The following is a 16,695-nucleotide window of genomic DNA, read 5'->3' as shown; positions in this document are numbered from 1 at the left end:
TTCCTGGCAATAGTTTATAGTCCATTAAAACTTGAAGGATAGAAAGTACAATACGTACTAGTAGAAGCCCCCCTAATAACATCACTTCTTTTTTAACATACGGATACCTTCCTCACTAAATGCAGATTATGGTTCATTGGTCTAACACTCCAAGATTGCTTTTATGCTGGAGCTACAGAAATCAGACTCATGTTGTCACCACTTGTCATCTTTTTCTTCACTTCTATAAAGTAAGATAAAGGTCATCAAGAATAATGAAATCGTAGGTATATCAAAATATTCAAACCATGTAGCTAGATTTATTTTGTTTATATCAGCTACGATTCTAATAATTAGATAAGCCATCAAGCCAAATAATATAGCGGTCTCTGGCCAAGCTTTTCCTAGTAATTAAACAACTTTCATCTCAAACTCCAATCTGATGGTCAATCAATTTCCTATCTTACTTTCTGTTATTTTGTACTTGTACCCTACATAAAACAAGCCAAGCAGAATCGGATAAGTTTCTGGATAAAACAAGGTATTGAGCGGTTTTTTCAAAATCAAATACGTTGCGATATAAATAATGATTGATACGACAAAATACCCCTCAGCAAATCCTAATAAGAATTTTTTCATAGCAGACTCCTATTTACCTGAAAAGAAAGGCGGGAAAACTCCGCCATTTACATACACAAAATCCTTTTCATTCAGATTCATCATTTATAGTTTTGATTATTTTTTGACAAATCTCTGCAAAAAATACCAAAATAGCCCGAAGCAAGTAAACCAACTACAGTCCATTTCCAATCAAAGGATACTAATGAACCTGTACGAATCACATGAAGCGCAAGATGCAGGCCGATTGCCAACAAAGGAAATACAGTGGCTAATTTAGGTAAGAGTGTGTTGAGATTAATGTTGTGATTCATGGTTAATTTCCTTACCTACTTTATCCCAAATTTTTAGCTTAACGTCTACTTCCTAGATAACGCCCATACATATAAGAAGCTACTCCTAATATACCCCAAGCTATTGCTGTGGAAGTAGTGACAACGAAGCCTCCTTCAGTAAGAGCCAAATCTGCTTCTGTCATGATGTCAAATTTTTCATCCAGTTTTTTCATTTTTCTCTCTCCTTTTTAAATAATACTGGCTAATCCAATAGCTACTCCAACCAAAAGCTCTACTATTCCTGAAGCTGATATAATAATTACTGAAAATTCTTCTGAAATCTTCATTTATTTCTCCATTTTTTAGTTCTTTTTTCATTGATAGTAACTAAAAGATGACTATTCAATAGTATTTCCCACACACTAACAATAGTTCTCTTTAAACCTTGTTTTTGCCTGAATCCAAATAACTCATCATTAAAATAAGGATTGGAATCCATAATTCCGAGCCTACATACTGATCAACTTTAAAGGTAATTACATTTAAATCACCTAGAACGCAGAGTGCTCCAAAACTGATTAAAAGCACGCCTATTAAATTTTTTCGATTTTTCATACCTAATCACTTTTTATCCAAACCTACGCTTTAAATCTTGCCCGATTAATCTACCGCCAAGGAAAATAGTCACTCCAATACCAATCGTAGCGAATGTGATCACGCCTCCATCAGTATTCATTAATTCGTCTTCTGTCAACTCTGGCCAATTATTTAAATTATTCATATTCATTTTATCCTCCTATTATCACATAAAGTATCCCCAAGCAATACCGCCAATAAGTAGGATGCCCCCTACTACCACAGCAGTAACAGAACCCCCATCCACATCCATCAACTCTTCTTCTGTAAGAGTTACAAAGTTCTGTTCCATTTTGTCAAAGTTTGTCATCTTTTTTCTCCTTTATTTCTATTTTTTAGTTTACGACTTCTAGATTTTAAACCATTTTAAAATCCAGATTGGATAAATTACTGAAATCTTTTTTCCTTCCTTTTCTTCTCACTTATCTATTCGAGAGATGATTGAAAATGAACAGGTAAATTTCATTTATTTTAAATACCATTTGATAAACCATGGCAATAAGATTGGTAAATACATCGCGTAGTCTCCTTCCTTTTTTTCTTATCTATCTATTCGAAAAACAATTCGAAAATGAACAATTAATTCATTTTTATTTTAAAAACCACTTGATGTACCATGGATACAAGATTGGCATGTACATGAACGTTCCTCCTTTTTTCTTTCTCATCTCTTTATTCGCAATTTCTACAAAAAATTTTAACGTTATTCTTTTTTCTGCAAACAAAAAAACAACATGACTTGCATGTTGCTTTTTGCTATATTTTACCTTTAATAGTTCTGACCACATCTGCTACACTTTGCAATTGGTCAATTTCCTCATCGCTGATCTCGATACCAAATTCATCTTCTAGCGTCAAGACAAACTCCATCAAGTCCACTGAGTCTGCATCGAGATCGTCTTTCAAACTCAAAGCTTCTGTCACGACAAAGTCCTCTCCCTGTCGCTCTTGGATAATGATTACAATACGGTCAAAAATTTCTTTTTCTGTCATCTGTTATTCTCCTGAAAATTCACGCGCAGTCTGGGCAACTACGTCTGTTTCTAGCATGGTACGAATCTGACGAATCGTACTGTACACAGCTTTAGCATCACTTGAGCCATGAGTCTTAACAACAGGTGCCTTGACACCAAACAAAACAGCTCCACCAACATCTGAATAGTTGAGTTGCTTTTTCAAACCTCTAAGGCTATCCTTGAGAAGAAGAGCACCAAGTTTTGCTCGAAGCCCACCACCTGTAATAGTCGTCTTGAGCAAGCTCATGATCCCCATGGCTGTACCTTCGATGGATTTGAGCACAGCGTTTCCCGTGAAACCATCTGTTACGACAACATCAGCCACTCCCTCCATCAGATCACGCGCTTCCACGTTTCCGATAAAATTCAAACTTTCATCAGCTACTAGCAATTCGTAAGTTTCCTTACGAAGGGGATCACCTTTGCTGCTTTCTGTTCCGTTGTTGAGCAAACCAACACGTGGTTTCGAAATCCCACGAACATTTTTCGCGTAAAAGGAACCCAAAACAGCGTATTGGTGCAGATGATGAGCTGTATTTTCTGCATTGGCTCCAAGGTCTAGCATGTCAAAGCCTTTGCCATCAATGGTCGGTAAGGTCGACATGAGTCCAGGACGGTCGATATTCTTGATACGACCGACAATGAAGAATCCTGCAGCCAACAAGGCACCTGTATTCCCAGCCGAGAGGACAGCGTCTGCCTCTCCTTCTTTGACTGCCTTAGCCGCTAATACCATACTGGCATTTTTCTTCTTACGAATAGCTTTTGTAGGCTCATCATCAAAATCAATCTTCTCATCCGTATGGATAATGCTAACGCGCTCTGTCGCTGTTAGATATTGCTTGATTTTGCTTTCATCTCCATAGAGTTGAACCTCAATATCTGAAAAGTCAGTAAGGGCTTGGTTGACACCCTCAACGATGGCTTGAGGTGCATAATCGCCCCCCATAGCATCTACTGCGATTTTTTTCATTTGTCTTCCTCTTTTAGTAATTGTCCCCAGTCTGCTAGGGAATCAATAAATTTCTTTGATTTTAGGTGAATCCCGACGTACTCTTCATAGATTTGATCCATAAACTTGCGCAAGTCTTGCTTGATTTCAGACTTGAGCGAAATGGTTTCCAAGGTCTCAAAATCAATAGCTTGAAATTGATTGAGCAGATAAGGGATGTTAGGATTCAGATGGCAACGTTTCTCGTCCTCATGGTAATGGTCTGGACAGAGGCAGGCTCCATATTTGAAAGAAAAGTCAAAAGCCTGACCAACTCGATGACAAAAGACACACTCATTAAAATTTAGCCCAATTCCAAATCTGGTCAAGATTTGAATTTCAAAAATATTGGTCAAAACTTGATAATCCAAGCCCTCTTCCATCAATTCCAAAGTCTTTTGCAAAAAAGCAAACAAGGGAGCATCCTGCTGATTATCCTGCAAACTAGCATCTGCAAGAGCTGCTACGTAGGTCGCATAGGCCATGACAAAGAGGTCACTATTAATCTTGGGAAAGGTCATCACCTCATGGTAATCCTCGATGTAACTGAGCCCATCATCATTGATTCGCAAGAGAAATCGTGCCAACACCAAGGGCTGAATAACAGGAGCCAGTTTGGACTGACCAGCGTGTTTGACGAAAAACATGCGTTTGCCAGCCTGCTCGGTAAAAATTTTGACTAGCTTGTCATCCTCACGAAAGTTACGATTGTAGAGCACCAAGCCTTGACTCGTGATAGACTGAATCATGCTTCTCTCATATACTCCTCAAGTCGTTTCATGGCCTCTTTGATCGTTTCCATGCTGGCTGCATAAGACAAACGCACATAGCCTTCTCCGTAACGCCCAAAGGCGGCACCAGGAATAAAGGCCACGGCTTTCTTCTGAGCAAAATCCTTCAAAAAAGCAAAGGAATCTTGATTGTTGCCCGCAGGAATTTTAGCAAAAATATAGAAGGCACCGTCTGGTTTGATAATCTCAAAACCAAGAGCAGTCATCTTTTCGATGATATAATCTCGACGCTGAATGTATTCCTTCTTCATAGGCTCTGCATCGTTTTTACCAGCGGTCAAAGCCTCCACCGCAGCATGTTGAGCCATAGTGTTTGCGGCAGTTACCAAGTACTGGTGACTCTTAATCAACTGCGCTGTGAAAGCTGCAGGAGCGAAAATCAGACCCAAGCGCCAACCTGTCATAGCATGCGATTTAGACAAGCCGTTGATGATAATGGCCTGGTCTCTCAGCATAGTTCCTAGAGACACATGAGCTTCCCCTGTATAGGTCAATTCTGAGTAAACCTCATCACAGACAACGAAAATCTCATACTTGCGTAAAACTTCTGCCAAGGCTTCCAACTGCTCCCGACTATAGGTAATTCCTGTCGGATTAGCCGGATAGTTGAGAATAACCGCTTTGAGCTTGTCACCTTGCTCCAAAATGGCCTTTTCCAACATTTCAGGAGTCAAGACAAAACCATTTTCAGTCGTGTCAATCTCGACAATCTCTGCCCCAACTAGATTGACAATCGGCTCATATCCTGGATAGGCAGGAGCTGGTAAGAGAACCTTGTCTCCCTCTTCCAAAATAGCTGTCAAAGTAGCAGATAAAGCCTCTGTCGCCCCAATTGTAACCAAAATTTCATTTTCAGGATTATAATCTAGCTGGTATTTTTCTTTTACAAAATCACTGGCTGCCTGGCGCAAGGTCAGTAAACCGCTCATCCCTGTATAGTAGGACTGGTTCTGGTCAATGGCTCGCTTGGCTGCCTCCTTGACATGATCTGGCGTTGTAAAATCAGGTTCCCCCAAGGTCAAACGCAAAACTCCAGGGATCTCTGAAATGGCCTGATCAAACTGACGAATCAACGAAACTTGAATCTTGTCTAACTGTTTATTAAAGCGCTTGGTTAAGTCCATAGATATCCCCCTTGTTTACAGAACATAGTACTATTATACTACAAAAGCTCCCTGACCGCAAAATCCATCTGAAACCTGTATTTTTCACTTTCTATTTTACTTTTTTTCTCGACAGGACTATAATAATAAGTGCTTATTTTTGGAGGTTTATATGTCATTTTTATCAAAAAATGGAGCAGGAATCTTGGCCTGCCTTCTCATTTCTATCATATCCTGGTACCTAGGAGGTTTCTTTCCTGTCGTCGGAGCACCTGTCTTTGCGATTTTTGCGGGAATGCTCCTCCATCCTTTTCTCTCTTCCTACAAGCAACTGGATGCTGGCTTGACCTTTAGTTCTAAAAAATTACTCCAATATGCCGTTGTCTTGCTTGGTTTTGGTCTCAATATCTCGCAAGTCTTCGCGGTCGGGCAATCTTCGCTCCCTGTTATCCTCTCCACCATTTCGATTTCCTTGATTGTCGCCTACCTCTTCCAGCGTTTCTTTGCGCTAGACACAAAACTAGCTACCTTGATTGGAGTGGGTTCTTCTATCTGTGGTGGCTCTGCCATTGCTGCGACAGCGCCCGTTATCCATGCCAAGGAAAAAGAAGTTGCCCAAGCCATTTCCGTTATCTTTTTCTTCAATGTCTTGGCTGCGCTCATCTTTCCAACTCTAGGAACTTGGCTTCACCTATCCAACGAAGGCTTTGCCCTCTTTGCAGGAACCGCAGTCAACGATACTTCTTCTGTAACGGCCACAGCCAGCTCCTGGGACAGTCTTTACCAAACCAATACCCTCGAATCGGCAACCATTGTTAAACTCACACGCACCTTAGCAATCATTCCCATTACGCTCTTTCTCTCCTACTGGCAAAGTCGCCAACAAAAAAACAGCCAAGATTTCCAACTAAAAAAGGTCTTCCCACTTTTTATCCTTTACTTTATCTTGGCTTCTCTGCTAACTACCATTCTCACTTCATTAGGTGTCAGCAGTGACTTCTTTGCACCTCTCAAGCAACTCTCCAAATTCCTTATCGTCATGGCCATGAGTGCCATCGGTCTCAAAACCAATCTGATTGGCATGGTTAGATCCAGTGGCAAATCTATTGTCCTCGGAGCCCTTTGCTGGATTGCCATCATCCTCACCAGTCTAGGCATGCAAGCATTGATTGGTATTTTCTAACACAAAAGGTAGCCCACTGGCTACCTTTTATTGTTCAAGAATTAAGCGTGTATGTTCTCTCTTGATACAGCGATTCATCACAATGTCATCGCATCCTCCAGCACGCAGGATTTCTTCCGCTTCTAGATTTTCAAGTCCTAATTGCGCCCAAAAAATCTTAGCATCAGCCTTGAGAAAATCACGTGCCACATCTGGTAAAAACTCGCTCCGTCGGTAAACATTGACAATATCTACAGGAAAAGGAATCTCAGCTAGACTCGCATAAGCCTTTTCTCCCAAAATTTCACCACCTGCAGCCTTGGGATTAACTGGAATGATTTTATAGCCTCGAGCCTGCATTTCCTTGGTCACTCGATTGCTGGTTGTCTCCTCGCGGTCGGACAAGCCCACCACTGCTAACGTTTTACTGGTTGTCAGATACTGACGAATCACTCCATCACTTGGATTGATAAATTCTTGGCTCATAGAAATCCTCCTTTTTCATCAGTATAGCATATTTTGAAAAGGCTTGCAGAATTTGACTACAAAAAATCTCCTAGCAAGAAAAGAAACTTGCTAGGAGTTCTGTCTACTTCAAGTGAAAGATTAAATCTTTTTCTCAATGCTAAACAAAGGAGAAAGAGGGCGTTTTTCATGGATACGCACGATGGCATCTCCTAGAAGGTGGGCAATCGAAATTTGTTCAATCTTATCAATCAAACGCTCTTCTGGTAGGTAGATGGTATCCAAAACAACCAATTTTTCAATAGCTGATTTTTGGATATTGTCCATAGCTGGCCCCGAAAGAACTGGGTGTGTACAGCTTGCGTAAACTTCAACAGCACCTGCTTCAGCAAGAGCATCCGCTGCATGACAAATCGTTCCAGCCGTATCAATCATATCATCAATCAAGATACAAGTCTTACCTTCTACCTTACCAATAATGTTCATCACTTCGCTGGTATTCATCTTGTCTACACTACGACGTTTGTCAATAATCGCAATCGGAGTTTTCAAAAACTCTGCCAATTTACGAGCACGAGTCACTCCACCATGGTCTGGGCTGACAACTACGTAGTCAGATCCAACCATGCCACGACGTTCAAAATAGTCCGCAATCAAAGGAGCACCCATCAAGTGATCCACAGGAATATCAAAGAATCCCTGAATCTGCGCAGCATGCAAATCAATCGTCAACAAACGATCCACTCCAGCCACTTCTAGCATATTGGCAACGAGTTTTGCAGTGATTGGCTCACGCGCTCTCGCTTTTCTATCCTGACGTGCGTAGCCATAGTAAGGCATAACAACATTGACAGATTCTGCACTAGCACGCTTCAATGCGTCCACCATAATCAAAATTTCAAGTAAATTATCATTTACAGGTGAACTAGTTGATTGTAGGATAAAGACGTGTTTTCCACGGATTGATTCTTCAATGTTAACCTGAATCTCCCCATCTGAAAATTGGCGAACACTTGATTTCCCCAACTCTATTCCAATCTCTTGCGCCACACGCTCTGCCAATTCCCTATTAGAAGAAAGGGCAAACAGCTTTAAATCAGAAAAAGACATGATTTCCTCCGGTATTTATGTATCGCTTGTTTTTTACACAACATTTTCCATCTACCATTGTAGCGCTTTTTCCTTTATTTTTCAATCAAAAATAAAACAAGAGCAAACATTTATACTCTTGTTTTTTACTATTTTATATTGGCTATATTAAAATTAAAAATCCTACATTTTAACAATCGATTTTATGCTAGAATTAGAATTCTGCGGGATGAAGTTAGTATACTTCTCTCATACTCCCTGTATCCACATCGTAAACCGCACCTGAAATAGCCACATCATCAGGAATCAGCGGGGATTCTCGAAGCAACTGCATATCCTCTCTCACACTCTCTTCAACATCCTGAAATGGTAAAAAATCTTGATCAGACACATCAACTCCGAGCTCGTGTTTCAAATGTTCATGAAAACTTTCATTTTGAAAGGTTTGAGCTCCACAGTCTGTATGGTGCAACACCACAATCTCTCTTGTCCCCATTTGTTGCTGGGAAATTACCAGTGAACGAATCATGTCCTCAGTTACTCGACCACCCGCATTCCGCAAGATATGAGCATCCCCAAGGGCCAAACCTAGAGCTTGCGCAACGTGTAGACGTGAGTCCATACAGGTCACGATAGCTACTCTGGTTTTGGGTTTAAGTGGCAGATTTAACTGCCCATGTAGGGCAACATAAGCCTGATTGGCTTGCATAAACTGTTCAAAATACGACACGATTCCCTCCTCAAAAATTTGACAATCAAATATTTCTCCTATCTTATCATTTTTAAGAAGATTTGTCACGGATTATGCAAAGACCTTTTTCAAAACTTCCTGAATAGTCGTCACACCAATGACTTCAATTTCCTTGGGTGGAGTGATTCCTGTCAAGGAATTCTTGGGTACATAAATCTTGGTAAAGCCCAGTTTTGCCGCTTCATTGATACGTTGTTCGATACGATTCACGCGCCGAATTTCTCCGGTCAAGCCCAACTCTCCTACAAAGCATTCTTGAGGATTGGTTGGCTTATCCTTGTAGCTCGAAGCAATGGCAACCGCAACAGCCAAGTCAATCGCAGGTTCATCCAATTTCACGCCACCAGCAGATTTGAGATAGGCATCCTGATTTTGCAAGAGAAGTCCTGCCCGCTTTTCCAAAACAGCCATAATCAAACTCACACGATTGAAATCTAGTCCAGTTGTAGTACGCTTAGCATTCCCAAACATAGTCGGTGTTACCAAAGCCTGGACCTCCGCCAAAATCGGACGCGTCCCTTCCATAGTTACAACGATTGACGAGCCAGTAGCCCCGTCCAAACGCTCCTCTAGGAAAACTTGACTCGGATTGAGCACCTCAACCAATCCACCTGACTGCATCTCAAAGATGCCAATCTCATTAGTGGAACCAAAACGGTTTTTGACTGCTCTCAAGATACGGAAGGTATGGTGTCGTTCCCCTTCAAAGTAAAGCACCGTATCTACCATATGCTCCAACATACGCGGACCAGCCAAGGTTCCTTCCTTGGTCACATGCCCTACGATAAAGATGGCAATGTTATTAGCCTTTGCCAGCTGCATGAGCTCAGCTGTCACCTCTCGCACCTGAGACACAGATCCTTGTACCCCTGAAATCTCAGGAGACATGATAGTCTGGATGGAGTCAATGATAAGAAAGTCTGGTTGGATGCGCTCCACCTCAGCTCGAACGCTCTGCATATTGGTCTCTGCATAGAGATAAAACTCGCTATCAATATCTCCCAAGCGCTCTGCTCGTAGCTTGATTTGCTGAGCAGACTCCTCCCCGCTGACGTAGAGAACAGTCCCTACTTGAGACAGCTGGGTTGAAACTTGTAGGAGAAGGGTTGATTTCCCGATTCCAGGATCCCCACCTATGAGTACGAGACTTCCTGGTACCACTCCGCCTCCAAGTACACGGTTGAACTCCTCCATCTCGGTCTTGGTTCGATTGACATTGATTGAGGTTACCTCAGCCAGTTTCATAGGCTTAGTTTTCTCACCTGTCAAGGACACACGCGCATTTTTGACCTCTGCAACCTCGATCTCTTCTACAAAAGAAGACCAAGACCCACAGTTTGGACAGCGCCCTAGATATTTAGGGGAATTATACCCACAATTTTGACATACAAATGTCGCTTTTTTCTTTGCGATGATAAACCTCTTTCTAAATCTCTACCTCACACTCAATCACTTGACAAAAATCAATCTTCTCGTCTGGTACAAATTGGCGCATGAGCATTCGATGAGCGACAACTAGCACTGTCTGGTAGTCTCGGTACTTTATCATAGTTTCCAAAAAACGCGCCTTCATCTCCTCAGCTGTCTCATACTGAATAGGACTATTAGGAAGCAACTCCCCCTTGTTTTCTAAAAACAGAGTACGTGCTTTTTCAAAATTCTCTATGCCACTTTCGTAAACCTGCCATTCATGCAATAAAGGCTCTACTCTTAAAGGAAGACCTGTAGCACAAGATACATAAAAAGCCGTTTCTAATGCTCGCGTCACTGCAGAAGACACCAGTATATCAGCTGAGCCAAGCAAAGGATTTTGGCAAAGTTCCTGAGCTTGTTGCCGTCCTTCCTTAGATAAAGGTGCTAAATCCGTCCCAAAACCTGTATAAGAACGTTCCTCTAACTCACGGTAATCTGGCTCCCCGTGACGTACAAAGATGATTTTCATCCTAGTGTCCTGTCGATCCAAATCCACCAGTCCGCACGCCATCAGCTGCATCTCCGTCTGCGATTAAAAATGGTGCAAAGACAGCCTGAACCACACGTTCCCCAACTTCAAGAACTACTTCCTGATCAGTAATGTTTTTCATCTGCGCAAAGATATGTCCCTCATTACCAGAATTGCCATAATAATCCCCATCAATAACCCCCACAGAGTTGATCAAGACCAAACCCTTCTTACGAGGGTTTGATGAACGGTCATAGAGATAGAGCACTTCTGTTGGCTGCATATAAGCCTTGACTCCTGTTGGGACGAGAACAATCTCTCCTGGAGCAATCACAGTGCGTTCTGCAACCTTTAAATCATAACCAGCCGCATGCGCTGTCTCACGCTTCGGCAATAAATTTTCATCTGTAAAACTCGAAACCAATTCAAAACCACGAATTTTCATATTTTCTCTTTTCTATAATCATTTATTCTAGGCTATTTTATCTTATTTATTCGAAAAAAGCACGAAAAAAGAGCACACAATTCACACTCGCTTAGGGCTGCTGGATTCCTCCCCTGACCCGCTTCACGCAGAACTGTTGCTCCACTGTTTATTATACCACATTCTCCTCTGTTTTTAAAGAAAAATTATTTTTTCCGTCGATTTCGGAAAAAGTCCTGCATAATACCTGCGCACTCACTCTCCAAAACTCCCGTTTCAACCTCTACACGATGATTGAGACGCTCATCTGTCAAAATATCGTACAAACTTCCAGCTGCACCAAATTTCTGATTCTTAGCCCCATAGACTACGTTTGGAATACGGGCAAGCCCGATTGCCCCACTACACATGACACAAGGCTCTATGGTCACAAAAAGGGTGCAATCTAGTAAACGCCAGCTCTCTTCACTCAGATTAGCATTCTCTATAGCCATGATTTCTGCATGCATAACCGCCCGTTGCAACTCCTCGCGCGCATTATGCCCCCTACCAATGATTTCTCTATCCTTGACAATCACACAGCCAATTGGAATTTCATCGTGTTCTAGAGCAATTTCTGCCTCCTTCAAGGCCTCTCTCATGAAGCTTTCTTTTTCTTCAACTGTATAATTCATCGATTATTCCTTTTCCTACTTATCGATTCTATCATTATAGCATGTTTTCCTAGACAAAAAAAGAGCTCTATAATATTTACACTGACTAACTTTAGATATTATCAAACCGCTGGATTGTAGAAATAATGTTTTAAAAAGAGTATAATATTAGCAAAATTGATAGAAAATCAGAAATCATGAACTTAAAATAATAGAAATAACTGACATATAAAGTTCAAGAGATGAATATACTGAAATTTATACAATAAACAATATGAAAGGGTAAATGATGAAATTAGAGTTATTACTGGATAAACCAAAATTTACCTTAATGTTTCCATATAAAAATCAATTTAATAGAGTAGGGGGACCATTCATGATATCTTTATCTGTTATGATTCTCTGGATTCTAAAGCATCTGATAGGTTATAATACCGATTTTACAGACAAGATTATTATAGCAATTGTACTGATTTATGTTCCACTTCTTCTATGGTTTATGGGGTATTATCTCTTCATAAATGGAGTAAAATTAGAAGTTCATAAAAACAATACTATTCAGTATTATACCTATAGTAGCAGAGGCCTCAGCGTATTACATTATCAATTTAAACTTCAAGATATCAAACAAATAACCATTAAAAAGCGTCCCTTTAATTGTGCAAAGTTAACCATGAAAATTAGAAATCCTATTTTTTTAGAAGGATATGAGAAAAATCGAAATAAGCTAATAAGTATCAGTATCATCACAGATAAACTGAAAGCAGATGTTTTTATGCACGAAATGAACCAAATTCAAAATGACAAATCAGGAAACCAAGTTATCAAATAAGCTAATTTACAAAAAATTTAATTTTATCTAACTTATAAATTCTAAAGAAAATAGTTCACTGAAGAGGCTGGGATCAAAAATCCCAACCTCATTTTTGCTTAGTTGTACACCTATAATTTATTAGTAGATTAAACTATTTGTTGGTATTTTAGAATTCAAAAACTCCTTTAAACAAAACTTCCTTTCTCTATCCACAACCTTAACCAATCTACCGAATTGTTGAAACCATGAAGTTCTAGGTCTATCAAATTAAGACTTGGTCTAGAGATTTCTGTCCCACTGTTTTTTTCTTTATCTTAAAAAGTCAAGTAGAAGCCTGTATAAGACTTATGAACTAAAAAAGCCACCGAATGCGGTGACTTAATAGGGAGATTATTATGAAAAAGAAAAGTTTAGGATATTTGTTACAACAAGTTAGGAGGTCTTCTTGTAACTATCTATAGTATACCCGCCCTCTCTTAAACTAATCTTAAAAATCTCCTATGACCAAACACTTTCTAAAATATTGGTTTGTTCACGACCAGGACCAACTGAGAAGGTAGAAATACGAACCCCAACCAACTCGCTTACACGACGAACATAGTTACGTGCATTCTCAGGAAGATCTTCCAAATTACGAACTCCTGTGATGTCTTCTGACCAACCTGGCAATTCCTCGTAGATTGGCTTGCAACGTTTTAATTGCTCAAGGCTAGCTGGGTAGTGGTCGATACGTTGACCATCAAGATCATAGGCCACACAAATTTTCACAGTATCCAAACCGCTCAAAACATCGATAGAGTTCAATGAAAGATTGGTAATCCCAGATACACGACGGCTGTGACGCATCACAACTGAGTCAAACCAACCTACACGACGTGGACGACCAGTTGTTGTACCATATTCATGACCTACTTCACGAATGCGATCTCCCACTTCATCAAACAATTCAGTTGGGAAAGGTCCGTCACCTACGCGACTCGTATAGGCTTTACATACACCTACAACCTTGTCAATCTTACTTGGGCCAACACCAGACCCAATTGTCACACCACCAGCGACAGGGTTTGACGAAGTAACAAATGGATAAGTCCCTTGGTCAATATCCAACATAACACCTTGCGCACCTTCAAAAAGCACACGTTTGCCGTTATCAAGCGCATCGTTCAAGATAACGGATGTATCTGTCACATACTGCTTGATTTGTTGACCGTACTCATAGTACTCTTCAAAAATATCATCAATTGAAATAGGAGTACTGTCATATAATTTTTCAAACAGACGATTCTTTTCCGCAAGATTACGTTCTAAACGCTCACGAAAAATGTCTTTATCCAAAAGATCCGCAATACGAATACCGACACGAGCTGCCTTGTCCATATAGGCTGGACCGATTCCCTTAATTGTAGTACCAATCTTATTTTCACCCTTAGCCTCTTCTTGCAAGCGATCCAACTCAATATGGTAAGGCAAAATAACATGTGCACGGTCAGAAATTCGTAAGTTATCTGTTGTAACACCCTCCTCATGAAGATAACTCAACTCTTTTACTAGAGATTTAGGGTTTACAACCATCCCATTCCCAATAACAGAGATTTTTTCAGGAAAGAAAATTCCAGATGGAATCAAGTGCAACTTAAATTTCTTACCATCAATCACAATAGTGTGACCAGCATTATCACCACCTTGGTAACGAGCAATCACTTCCGCATTGGATGAAAGAAAATCTGTAATTTTCCCTTTACCTTCATCGCCCCATTGGGTACCTACAACAACAACTGAAGTCATAATCTTGTCTGAGCCGCTAGGCTCTTCCTTTCTCATATACATGGCAGGAGTCTCACCTGCAATCATATCTTACAATTTATTATAAGAAAAAAAGACCATTTTATCAAGAAGAAACACTGGAAAAGATTTGGAATTTCTGTAAATCATAAAATGCAAAACCTTATATTTTAAATAAAATCCTTAAAATCACAAATTCAATGCTCATTATTGTTCGTGATAAATGATATATATGAACCTCACTAGTTTAGAGTAGCACCCTCTAGCAAGAATTTATCTAGATACAGACGATAGGCCGTCTGGAAATGATATAGACAAAACTCTTTATCGCTTTTAATTCTAAATCTTATCAGGTAATAAAGTAAAAAACGAAGATGAAGTGATTCCCACTCAGCACAACTCTGACATAAAGAAGCATATTCTTGTTCAACTAGTTTCAAAAAGACAAATGCTCGTTCGTAAAATTTTTGAAGCATATAAAAAATCCCTTTCTTATTATTAACATTAGTCTAACAGAAAAACAAACTAAAAAAGCTTCAAATCCTATAAGAGTAGAATTTAAAGCTAAACGAACTAAAAATAAAATATAAAGGTAATTATAGATGCCAAAATTAAGTTTTGAATTTTGAGAAGTTTACTTCATTTATAAAATTATAACTACCCGTCTATGAACCACATCCCAAAAGTTAGATTTTTTTGTCTAACTTTTGGGATGTGGTTCACATAAGAAAAGAGACTGGGACAATAGTTCCTTGTCTCCCCAAAAAGCAACGGATTTGCCGTTGCTTTTTTGCATGGTTGCGATAGTCTTGGTAAAATAGAATTGCCCAATAAACCATTTAGAAAGGCTATCCCATGCATATTCACTATAACACAAATCAAACAACTGTACCACTAGAAATCCGTTCTTTCTTGACACAAGATCATCTCATTTTTACGATTGAAAAAGTGGTAAATACCTTGGAGGAACGTCACTTCCACGCCTTCTATCATGACTTTGGGCGCCCGTCTTATCACCCTAAAATGCTCTTAGCTACTCTTCTATTTGCCTATTCACAAGGGATTTTCTCTGGACGAAAAATTGAAAAAATGATGATTGAAAATCTCGCTATGCAATACCTAACAGGGCAGTTGGTTGTCAGCTATCGTACCATCAATCGTTTTCGTGTCGCTGAAGGGATGGAAGAACTCATTCGTGATCTTTTCATCGACCTCAATCTTCGTTTAAAAATGGAAGAGTTAGTGACCTTAGATTGTTTGTTTATTGACGGGACTAAGATTGAAACCAATGCCAACAAGGATAGTTTCGTGTGGAAGGAAGCGACAGAGAAATTCTCCGCCAAACTTCAAGAACAGATACAGGTCTATTTTCAAGAAGAATTCGCTCAAGTCCTTGAAGAAGAATTGGAAAAACTGAGCCAAGACATGGAGGAGCCACCCGTTAAAGGAAAGGATGAACGGAAAACCAATTTGTTCTTCACTATGATGCCTTCTCAAATCCGACAGACACCAAAACTCTTTTACCTTTACTTGAAACTTATCCGCATGACTTGAAGACAGTTGTCGCAGATGCTGGATATAGAAGCGAAGAAAACCTCCTTCGTCTAGATGAAAAGAAGGTGAACCATCTGATTAAATATGCCATGTTTGATCAGGAACAGAAGAGAGGGTATAAACAGTCGGCTAGAAACTTAGCAAATTGGCATTATAATGACAAGGAGGATAGCTACACTGTAAGATTGATGTGGAACCTGTCTTTGGGCAGATAAAGGCTTGTTTAGGTTACAAGAGATGTAATCTGAGAGATAAGCGTCAAGTGAGAATTGACATGGGATTGGTACTCATGGCTAATAACTTCCTAAAATACAATAAGAGAACGACTCAAAATTAAAAAGCTAGAGTTCCACTATTGGGAATCTCTAGCTTTTTTGTGGCTGAGAACCATTTTATCTCAGACTCTTGATCTTACTCCGCCAGTAGGACTCGAACCTACGACATCATGATTAACAGTCATGCGCTACTACCAACTGAGCTATGGCGGATAAAAGCTAAGCGACTTCCATATCTCACAGGGGGCAACCCCCAACTACTTCCGGCGTTCTAGGGCTTAACTGCTGTGTTCGGCATGGGTACAGGTGTATCTCCTAGGCTATCGTCACTTAACTCTGAGTAATACCTACTCAAAATTGAATATCTATCAAATA

General features: G+C 40.0%; 25 protein-coding genes, 1 tRNA gene, 1 rRNA gene, 1 other RNA gene and 1 pseudogene. 5 read left to right on the top strand and 24 right to left on the bottom strand.

The window, feature by feature from the left end:
• Positions 1-195 precede the first annotated feature (195 nt).
• From BLS46_RS10065 to BLS46_RS08200, 11 genes are all read right to left on the bottom strand, one after another.
• Positions 196-360 (bottom strand): bacteriocin immunity protein, encoded by a 165-nt coding sequence (locus tag BLS46_RS10065; RefSeq protein WP_257367334.1) that lies wholly within the window; start codon positions 358-360, stop codon positions 196-198.
• Between the two features lie 69 nt (positions 361-429).
• A complete protein-coding gene (locus BLS46_RS08235) occupies positions 430-618 on the bottom strand; it encodes a hypothetical protein (protein ID WP_093586882.1) in 189 nt (62 codons plus the stop codon).
• Positions 619-698: 80 nt separating this feature from the next.
• Positions 699-911: a bacteriocin immunity protein gene (locus tag BLS46_RS08230; protein WP_093586880.1), complete on the bottom strand. Its 213-nt coding sequence runs from the start codon at positions 909-911 to the stop codon at positions 699-701.
• A gap of 38 nt (positions 912-949) precedes the next feature.
• The gene (locus BLS46_RS09920) at positions 950-1,105 is read right to left on the bottom strand and encodes a hypothetical protein (RefSeq protein WP_165941768.1); all 156 of its coding nucleotides are present in this window, start codon (positions 1,103-1,105) and stop codon (positions 950-952) included.
• A 205-nt stretch (positions 1,106-1,310) separates the two neighbouring features.
• Positions 1,311-1,487, bottom strand: a complete 177-nt coding sequence (locus tag BLS46_RS09915; protein WP_000797314.1) for a hypothetical protein — start codon at positions 1,485-1,487, stop codon at positions 1,311-1,313.
• Positions 1,488-1,500: 13 nt separating this feature from the next.
• Positions 1,501-1,659, bottom strand: coding sequence for a class IIb bacteriocin, lactobin A/cerein 7B family (locus tag BLS46_RS08225; RefSeq protein ID WP_001056955.1), 159 nt, complete (start codon positions 1,657-1,659; stop codon positions 1,501-1,503).
• 15 nt (positions 1,660-1,674) lie between these two features.
• Positions 1,675-1,818, bottom strand: a complete 144-nt coding sequence (locus BLS46_RS08220) for a class IIb bacteriocin, lactobin A/cerein 7B family (protein WP_000180834.1) — start codon at positions 1,816-1,818, stop codon at positions 1,675-1,677.
• 446 nt (positions 1,819-2,264) lie between these two features.
• Entirely contained in the window at positions 2,265-2,501 is a 237-nt protein-coding gene (locus BLS46_RS08215) for an acyl carrier protein (protein WP_093586878.1), read from the bottom strand.
• A 3-nt stretch (positions 2,502-2,504) separates the two neighbouring features.
• The gene (gene plsX, locus BLS46_RS08210; protein ID WP_093586876.1) at positions 2,505-3,497 is read right to left on the bottom strand and encodes a phosphate acyltransferase PlsX; all 993 of its coding nucleotides are present in this window, start codon (positions 3,495-3,497) and stop codon (positions 2,505-2,507) included.
• Complete coding sequence (gene recO, locus BLS46_RS08205) at positions 3,494-4,264, bottom strand: DNA repair protein RecO (protein ID WP_093586875.1); 771 nt, start codon at positions 4,262-4,264, stop codon at positions 3,494-3,496. The genes plsX and recO overlap by 4 nt, the downstream gene beginning before the upstream one ends.
• Positions 4,261-5,430, bottom strand: coding sequence for a pyridoxal phosphate-dependent aminotransferase (locus tag BLS46_RS08200; protein ID WP_093586873.1), 1,170 nt, complete (start codon positions 5,428-5,430; stop codon positions 4,261-4,263). Before BLS46_RS08200 ends, recO begins: the two co-directional genes overlap by 4 nt.
• A 151-nt stretch (positions 5,431-5,581) precedes the next feature.
• Between BLS46_RS08200 and BLS46_RS08195 the strand changes: the two genes are divergently transcribed.
• The gene (locus tag BLS46_RS08195; protein WP_093586871.1) at positions 5,582-6,592 is read left to right on the top strand and encodes a YeiH family protein; all 1,011 of its coding nucleotides are present in this window, start codon (positions 5,582-5,584) and stop codon (positions 6,590-6,592) included.
• A gap of 27 nt (positions 6,593-6,619) precedes the next feature.
• On the opposite strand, the gene BLS46_RS08190 is transcribed toward BLS46_RS08195, so the two are convergent.
• The 8 genes from BLS46_RS08190 to tadA all read right to left on the bottom strand — a co-directional run bounded on the left by BLS46_RS08190 (position 6,620) and on the right by tadA (position 11,916).
• Positions 6,620-7,057: a CoA-binding protein gene (locus tag BLS46_RS08190; protein ID WP_093586869.1), complete on the bottom strand. Its 438-nt coding sequence runs from the start codon at positions 7,055-7,057 to the stop codon at positions 6,620-6,622.
• A 120-nt stretch (positions 7,058-7,177) separates the two neighbouring features.
• Positions 7,178-8,146 carry a ribose-phosphate diphosphokinase gene (locus BLS46_RS08185; RefSeq protein ID WP_093586867.1) on the bottom strand — a complete coding sequence of 323 codons (969 nt, stop codon included), beginning with the start codon at positions 8,144-8,146 and terminating at the stop codon, positions 7,178-7,180.
• A gap of 214 nt (positions 8,147-8,360) precedes the next feature.
• Entirely contained in the window at positions 8,361-8,855 is a 495-nt protein-coding gene (locus BLS46_RS08180) for a beta-class carbonic anhydrase (RefSeq protein ID WP_180364075.1), read from the bottom strand.
• Between the two features lie 72 nt (positions 8,856-8,927).
• The gene (gene radA / locus BLS46_RS08175; protein ID WP_093586863.1) at positions 8,928-10,289 is read right to left on the bottom strand and encodes a DNA repair protein RadA; all 1,362 of its coding nucleotides are present in this window, start codon (positions 10,287-10,289) and stop codon (positions 8,928-8,930) included.
• Positions 10,290-10,302: 13 nt separating this feature from the next.
• On the bottom strand, positions 10,303-10,860 hold the full coding sequence (locus BLS46_RS08170; protein ID WP_093586861.1) for a histidine phosphatase family protein: 558 nt from the start codon (positions 10,858-10,860) through the stop codon (positions 10,303-10,305).
• Positions 10,820-11,263, bottom strand: coding sequence for a dUTP diphosphatase (locus BLS46_RS08165; RefSeq protein WP_093586859.1), 444 nt, complete (start codon positions 11,261-11,263; stop codon positions 10,820-10,822). The genes BLS46_RS08170 and BLS46_RS08165 overlap by 41 nt, the downstream gene beginning before the upstream one ends.
• Before the next feature lie 53 nt (positions 11,264-11,316).
• Positions 11,317-11,416: signal recognition particle sRNA small type (gene ffs / locus BLS46_RS08160), an RNA gene on the bottom strand.
• 32 nt (positions 11,417-11,448) lie between these two features.
• The gene (gene tadA, locus BLS46_RS08155) at positions 11,449-11,916 is read right to left on the bottom strand and encodes a tRNA adenosine(34) deaminase TadA (RefSeq protein ID WP_093586857.1); all 468 of its coding nucleotides are present in this window, start codon (positions 11,914-11,916) and stop codon (positions 11,449-11,451) included.
• A gap of 265 nt (positions 11,917-12,181) precedes the next feature.
• On the opposite strand from tadA, the gene BLS46_RS08150 reads away from it, so the two are divergent.
• Positions 12,182-12,727 (top strand): hypothetical protein, encoded by a 546-nt coding sequence (locus BLS46_RS08150; protein ID WP_093586855.1) that lies wholly within the window; start codon positions 12,182-12,184, stop codon positions 12,725-12,727.
• Positions 12,728-13,207: 480 nt separating this feature from the next.
• On the opposite strand, the gene BLS46_RS08145 is transcribed toward BLS46_RS08150, so the two are convergent.
• The 3 genes from BLS46_RS08145 to BLS46_RS10060 all read right to left on the bottom strand — a co-directional run bounded on the left by BLS46_RS08145 (position 13,208) and on the right by BLS46_RS10060 (position 15,386).
• On the bottom strand, positions 13,208-14,494 hold the full coding sequence (locus tag BLS46_RS08145; protein WP_093586946.1) for an adenylosuccinate synthase: 1,287 nt from the start codon (positions 14,492-14,494) through the stop codon (positions 13,208-13,210).
• 239 nt (positions 14,495-14,733) lie between these two features.
• Complete coding sequence (gene comW / locus BLS46_RS09945; RefSeq protein WP_093586853.1) at positions 14,734-14,967, bottom strand: sigma(X)-activator ComW; 234 nt, start codon at positions 14,965-14,967, stop codon at positions 14,734-14,736.
• Between the two features lie 224 nt (positions 14,968-15,191).
• Complete coding sequence (locus tag BLS46_RS10060) at positions 15,192-15,386, bottom strand: hypothetical protein (protein WP_093586851.1); 195 nt, start codon at positions 15,384-15,386, stop codon at positions 15,192-15,194.
• Between BLS46_RS10060 and BLS46_RS08130 the strand changes: the two genes are divergently transcribed.
• From BLS46_RS08130 to BLS46_RS10135, 3 genes and pseudogenes are all read left to right on the top strand, one after another.
• Positions 15,347-16,045, top strand: coding sequence for a transposase (locus BLS46_RS08130; protein WP_093586849.1), 699 nt, complete (start codon positions 15,347-15,349; stop codon positions 16,043-16,045). The genes BLS46_RS10060 and BLS46_RS08130 overlap by 40 nt on opposite strands.
• Positions 16,012-16,260: pseudogene (locus BLS46_RS10140) on the top strand (transposase); the annotation flags it as partial. The gene BLS46_RS08130 and the pseudogene BLS46_RS10140, both read left to right, overlap by 34 nt.
• Positions 16,236-16,382: a transposase gene (locus BLS46_RS10135; protein ID WP_373878968.1), complete on the top strand. Its 147-nt coding sequence runs from the start codon at positions 16,236-16,238 to the stop codon at positions 16,380-16,382. The pseudogene BLS46_RS10140 and the gene BLS46_RS10135, both read left to right, overlap by 25 nt.
• 77 nt (positions 16,383-16,459) lie before the next feature.
• Here the strand turns inward: BLS46_RS10135 and BLS46_RS08120 are convergent.
• Both BLS46_RS08120 and rrf read right to left on the bottom strand, forming a co-directional pair.
• Positions 16,460-16,533 (bottom strand) — tRNA-Asn (locus BLS46_RS08120).
• Between the two features lie 5 nt (positions 16,534-16,538).
• Positions 16,539-16,654 (bottom strand): 5S ribosomal RNA (rrf, locus tag BLS46_RS08115).
• Between the last annotated feature and the right edge of the window lie 41 nt (positions 16,655-16,695).

Source organism: Streptococcus sp. NLAE-zl-C503, from assembly GCF_900104285.1.
Lineage (GTDB): Bacteria > Bacillota > Bacilli > Lactobacillales > Streptococcaceae > Streptococcus.
The sequence above is the reverse complement of the archived record's forward strand: the minus strand, read 5'-3'. Positions and strand labels throughout refer to the sequence as shown.